General features: G+C 68.7%; 5 protein-coding genes. 3 read left to right on the top strand and 2 right to left on the bottom strand.

Translation table 11 applies throughout. The annotated features are described in order from the left end of the window. Together VGZ23_02530 and VGZ23_02525 are read right to left on the bottom strand one after the other, a co-directional pair. A partial coding sequence (locus tag VGZ23_02530) for a carbohydrate ABC transporter permease (GenBank protein ID HEV2356476.1) occupies window positions 1-844 on the bottom strand: 844 nt, incomplete at its 3' end. Next, window positions 841-1,719 carry a sugar ABC transporter permease gene (locus VGZ23_02525; GenBank protein ID HEV2356475.1) on the bottom strand — a complete coding sequence of 293 codons (879 nt, stop codon included), beginning with the start codon at window positions 1,717-1,719 and terminating at the stop codon, window positions 841-843. The genes VGZ23_02530 and VGZ23_02525, both read right to left, overlap by 4 nt. A gap of 215 nt (window positions 1,720-1,934) precedes the next feature. Between VGZ23_02525 and VGZ23_02520 the strand changes: the two genes are divergently transcribed. The 3 genes from VGZ23_02520 to VGZ23_02510 form a co-directional block, all read left to right on the top strand. Then, entirely contained in the window at window positions 1,935-3,317 is a 1,383-nt protein-coding gene (locus tag VGZ23_02520; protein HEV2356474.1) for a sugar ABC transporter substrate-binding protein, read from the top strand. Next, window positions 3,308-5,617: a TIM-barrel domain-containing protein gene (locus VGZ23_02515; protein ID HEV2356473.1), complete on the top strand. Its 2,310-nt coding sequence runs from the start codon at window positions 3,308-3,310 to the stop codon at window positions 5,615-5,617. The genes VGZ23_02520 and VGZ23_02515 overlap by 10 nt, the downstream gene beginning before the upstream one ends. Further along, on the top strand, window positions 5,614-5,862 hold a 249-nt coding region (locus tag VGZ23_02510), incomplete at its 3' end, for a glycoside hydrolase family 127 protein (GenBank protein HEV2356472.1). The genes VGZ23_02515 and VGZ23_02510, both read left to right, overlap by 4 nt.

Raw genomic sequence — 5,862 nt, 5'->3', positions numbered from 1 at the left:
GCTGGGCCGCCAGGAAGAAGAGCACCGCGGGGCCGATCACCATGGTCGCGGCCGCCATCAGCAACTGCCACTGCGACGTGTACTCCCCCGTGAAGAACGTCAGGCCCAGCGCGAGCGTGAACTTGTTCGGGTCGTTGAGGTAGATGAGCGGCCCGAGAAAGTCGTTCCACACCGCCAGGGCCGAGAAGATCGCCACCGTGGTCAGCGCCGGCCGGCTCAGCGGCAGGATCACAAACGAGAAGACCTCGAGGGGCGTGGTGCCGTCGATGTAGCCCGCCTCGTCCAGTTCGCGGGGGATGGTGCGGAAGAACTGCCGCAGCAGGAAGATGTTGAAGATGCCTCCGCCGAACCACGCCGGGAGGATCAGGGGCACGAACGTGTTCACGAGGTGGGCGCGGGCCCAGACGAGGTAGGTCGGGATCAGGATCACTACCGACGGCAGGATCAGCGTCGTCATCAGCAGGGCGAAAATCCAGTCTCGCCCCGGCCACCGCAGCCGGGCGAAGCCGAAGGCGGCGCACGCCGACGTGACGACGGTGCCGACGACCGCCGGGACGAGGATCGTCAGCGTATTGAGCAGATAGCGGAGCGACGGGACGTCGGTGAACGCCTCCCGGTAGTTGGCGATCCGGAGTGGATGGGGAATCCACTGAGGCGGATAGGCGAAGATCTGCACCGGTTCCATCACCGAACTGCGCACCATCCAGACGAACGGCAGCAGCGACAGCACCCCGCCGCCGGCGCACAGGAGGTAGACCGCGGCCCGCACCGCCGCGGCCCGGCGGCGCGGGCGGGGACGGACCGCGGGGCGTTCCGCGACCGGCGCCGCGGGTGCGATCGTCATCGCTCGCCCTCGTAGTAGACCCACACGCGCGACGAGCGGAAGATGAGTGCCGTGAGCGCCGCGATGATCACGAACAGGATCCACGCCATCGCCGCAGCATAGCCCATCTGCCCGTCGGCGAACGCGCTCCGGTACAGATAGAAGACGTAGAACAGGGTCGCGTTGTTGGGGCCGCCCTGCGTCATGACGTAGGCCTGGGTGAACGCCTGCAGGCCGTGGATCAGACTCAGCACGAGGTTGAAGAGAATGACCGGGGTGATCATGGGGATGGTGACGTGCAGCGCTTTGTGCCGGCTGGCGCCGCCGTCGATGTCCACCGCCTCGTACAAATGCTGCGGCACGTCCTGCAGCCCCGCGAGGAAGATGATCATCGTCCCCCCGACGCTCCACAGGCTCATCAGGATCAATGACGGCAGCGCGGTGCCGGGCGCGTACACCCACTGCGAGGGGGGCAGGTGGAGGAACCGCAGGCCGGCGTTGAGCACGCCGAATTCCGGATTGAAGAACCACAGGAAGAGCACGCTGCTCGCGACGACCGGAAAGATCGACGGCAGGTAGAAGACCGTGCGGAAGAGGCCGAGCCCCCGGATGCGCTGGTTCAGCAGCACCGCCAGCCCGAACGCGACGGCCATCCCCAGCGGGACGCTGCACGCGGCGTAGACGACGGTGACCTTGAGCGACGTCCAGAACAACGGGTCCCGCAGGAATAGGCGGAGGTAGTTGCCGGCGCCCACCCAGGACGGCGCGCTGATGATCGGCCAGTCGGTGAACGACATAACGAGGCTCGCCGCGATCGGGCCGATCGCGAACAGGACGAAGCCGAGCACCGCGGGCGCCACGAAGAGCCACGCCCAGGCCGTCTCGTGCCTGTGCACTCGGACCTCCAGGTCCGCCGTTCGCCGGACCGCGTCCGGTATCCCGGACGGCTTCCGGTAGATCAACCAGCGCGACGCACCCGGTTAGACGGTCCGCGCGGGGAGTCCTCTTGCCGGGCGTCCGGCGAGGAGGGAATCTTCCGGCTGCTCACGCACACGTTTCACTCGACATGCCGTACGCTGTCCGGTATGCCGGACAAAAGGGGGATGGAGGCATGAAGCGCGTGCGACCTGCGATCACGAGAAAGCGTTTCCTCCAACTGGCCGGCGCGTCCGCGGCGGGATCGATGCTGGGCGCCCTTGGGAGCGGCCGGCCGGTCCGGACCGCCCGCGCGGCGGGAAGCAAGGTGGAACTGCGATTCGTGTTCTGGGGATCGATCAACGAGCGCAACGGCGTCGAGCACATGATCGACTCGTTCAACACGGCCCACCCGGACATCCACGTGACGCCGCAGTACATTCCAACCACCGGCGACACGTACACCGAGAAACTCACGGCGATGCTGGCGTCCGGCGATCCGCCCGACGCCGCCTACGTCACCGGGGCCGTGGCCTTTGCCTACGCCCAGGCCGGCCGGCTCATGGACCTGTCCAAGTACGTGAAGGCCGATCCCTCGCAGCTCCTGCCCAACGCGTTCTACCGGTTTGGGAACCAGGTGGTGGGCTCGTCGATCGGGGAGATCTCGGTGCTCTATTACAGCAAGGACCTCTTCGACGCCGCGAAGGTGCCTCATCCGCCCGCGGACCCCAAGGACGCCTGGGGGTGGGATCAGTTCCTCGAGATCGCGCGGAAACTCACGCGGGACCGCAACGGGAAAGACGCCACGAGCCCCCGGTTCGATCCGAACAACATCGCCACGTACGGCATCTCGATCAACACCGCGCCCACGAGTTATCTCCCGCTGGTCTGGAGCAACTACGGCAACTTTGCCAACGATCTCGGGACGCGGCTCACGCTGTCCGATCCGCAGGCCGTGGAGCCGATCCAGCGGCTCGCGGAACTGATCCACAAGTACCACGTGGCGCCGACCCCGGCGGCGAGCTCGCAGATGCCCGCGACCGAGATCCTGATGCAGTCGCGCCGCGTGGCGATGGACCTCAACGGCCACTGGAAGGTCCTGGACTACAGCCACGTGAACGGCCTGCGGTGGGATATGGGCGCGCTCCCGCGGTTCAAGCGCCCGGCGACCCTGCTCGTGGCTTCGGCGCGGGTGATCTTCGCCGCCACCAAACACCCCGATGAGGCCTACCAGTTCTACCGGTACCACATCGATCCGAAGGCGGTCGACCTGTTCAAGGACGGCCTCTGGATGCCGCCGCAGCGCGAATACTACGACAACTCGGCCATGACGGACGCGTGGCTCAGCGGCAAGCCGGGGGTCTATCCGCCCGGGGCCAAGGCGCTCCTCCCGGCCTACGTCAAGCGCTACATCCCGCATCAGGCGCCGGAGTACTGGCTGCGGAATCTTCAGCAGATCTATGCCAAGGCGGTCGTCCCGGCGTTCGATCTCGTCTGGACCGGGAAGGCGTCCGCCAAGCAGGCGATGGAGCAGGCCGCCGCGGACGCGAAGCCGCTGATGCAGGGCCGATGGAACTAAAGGCCGGCACAGGGGTGACGTGGGCGGCGACGCCGGTTCCGCTGACCGTCGCCGCCCGCAGCCCGTCGATCGTGCGCGTGGTGATCGGGCCGGACGGCGCGGGCGCCTCGTTCCTTCCAGAGCCGGAACAGGTGTCCGCGGCCGCCGCGGGGGCGCGGGCGGTCGCGCCGCCGGAGACGCTTGACACCGGCGCGCTGGTGCTCACGCTCGCCCCCGAGCCGGCGCGTCTCGAGTTCGCGAACCGGGCCGGCGAGGTGCGCCTGCGCCTTCCGCTCGCGGAGGTGCGTCTTGCGCCGCATCCCCTTCTCCGCGTCGAGATCGTGGGCGAACAGCACTTCTACGGCCTCGGCGAAAGCGGCCCGCCGTTCGACCGGCTGGGCGTGTCCCGCCGCCTGTGGACCAAGCATGTCAGCCACGGCTACGGCTCGGACATCTCGATTCCGCTGCTGGTGTCCCACCGAGGCTACGGTCTGTTCTTTGACAACTCGTCCGCGGCGTCGGTGGACGTGGGGCGCTCCGACGGCCGGTTTTGGATCGAGTATGCGTGCGACTCAGGGCCGCTGGTGCTGTACTATCTCGCCGGCGTAGGTCCGCGCGACGTGCTGGGAGAGGCGGCCGCACTCCTCGGCCGCGCGCCGATGCCTCCCCGCTGGGCGCTCGGATATATGCAGTCCTCGCGCCATTTCCATGACCGCGACGAACTGCGCCGGCTGTCCGACACGATCCGGGAGAAGCGGCTGCCCTGCGACACGCTCATCTTCTTGTCGACGTACGGCGAGGCCCTCGGGTGGAACCGGGGGGTCGGGCATCTCGAGTGCGAGCCGACGCTCATCCCGGAGCCGGAGGCGTTCTTCGGCGATCTCCGGAAGCGCCACTTCCACGTGATGACCCACGAGTACCCCGTCCTGCATCCCGAGTCGCCGGGCTACCCGGACGCCGCCTCGAGGGAGTACCTGGTCGACGCCGGGTACGCGCCGGCGTCGCCACGGGAGTCGCGTCCGCCGGCATCCTACCAGGAGGGACAGCGGTATCTGGACTTCTCCCAACGTGAGGTCCGGGAGTGGTGGTGGCGCCAGCACGGCGAGCTGGCGCGGTGGGGTGTGGACGCCTGGTGGCTCGACGGCGGCGAGGGACCGCCGTCGTGGGCGCGTCTGGCGGGCGGGCCGGGCGCCGTCCTGGACAACCGCTACGATGTGCTGCGAATGCAGGCGTTCGCGGACGGAGAGGCGGCCGACCGGCCGCGGGGGCGGGTGTACCTCCTGTGCCGGTCCGGCGGTCCCGGCATGCAGCGCCACGGCGGGGCGTGCTGGTCGGGTGACATCAACAACACCTTCGCAACCCTGGAAGGACAGATCCCCGCCGGACTCAGCATGGCCATGTCGGGCGTGCCCTACTGGGGCACGGACATCGGCGGCTTCTACCACGCAGTACCGGAAAGCCCCGAGTTGTTCGTGCGATGGTTTCAGTTCGGGACGTTCTGTCCGGTGTTCCGGTCGCACGGCCACGTCTGGCGCGATCACGTGCCGTGGGCGCACGGCCCGGAAGTGGAGGACATCTGCCGGCGCTATCTCGAACTCCGGTATCGCCTGATGCCCTACACGTACACGCTCGCGTGGCAGGCGCATCGCCAGGGGCTGCCGCTGATGCGGCCGCTCGTCCTGAATTACCCCGAGGACCCGCGCGCGTGGGACCTCGGCGGTCAGTACCTGTGGGGCGACGATCTGCTGGTGGCGCCCGTCACGCGCGCCGGAGCCACGCAGTGGCCGGTCTATTTGCCGGCCGGCGTCTGGTACGACTTCTGGACGCACGAGCGCTACGAGGGGCCTCACGGAGTCGGCGCCGCGGCGCCGCTTGACCGTCTGCCGTTGTTCGTGCGGGAAGGCGCGATCATCCCGATGGGTCCGGCGGTGCAGTACCATGACGAACGCCCGCTCGACGAGGTGACCCTCCTCATTTACGGCGGGCAGAAGTCGTCGTTCACGCTGTACGAAGACGACGGCGCAACGCGCGGCTACGAACAGGGTCGGTGTGCGCTGACCGAGGTGGAGTGCGTCTCGAATGCCGCGGGTCTCACGGTTCGCATCGCCGCGCCGAAGGGCGAGGCCTCGCTGATCCCGGCGGGCCGCGCGTACACGCTGCAGGTCCATGCTCCCAAGCCGCCGCGTGGCGTGAGACTCGACGGCCATGGTGACGTGGCGCGGCAGCATCCGTGCACGGCCGAGGGTTGGTGGCACGACGGGGGACATTTCGTGTTCATCCGCGTGCCGCGGACCCCGGCCTCCGTGACGATCGGGTGGTGAGCAAAGACACCGAACCGAGGACCGCGATCGCCGCCGGGCCGGTCGACGCGCGGCGCAGCCCCCACGCGATCCTGCGTCCGCTCGACGCGCGCGCCGTCCGGTTCACGGGCGGGCTGTGGGCGGCGCGCCAGTCGGTGAACCGCGACCGGGCGCTGCCGCACGGCCTGCGCATGCTGGAGGAAGCGGGGACCCTCGAGAATCTCAGAATCGCGGCCGGCCGCGCGGCGGGCCGGTACCGCGGCCCG

This window comes from bacterium (genome assembly GCA_035945995.1).
In the GTDB taxonomy this organism is placed as follows: domain Bacteria; phylum Sysuimicrobiota; class Sysuimicrobiia; order Sysuimicrobiales; family Segetimicrobiaceae; genus DASSJF01.
This window is presented reverse-complemented; position numbering and strand designations above follow the sequence as displayed.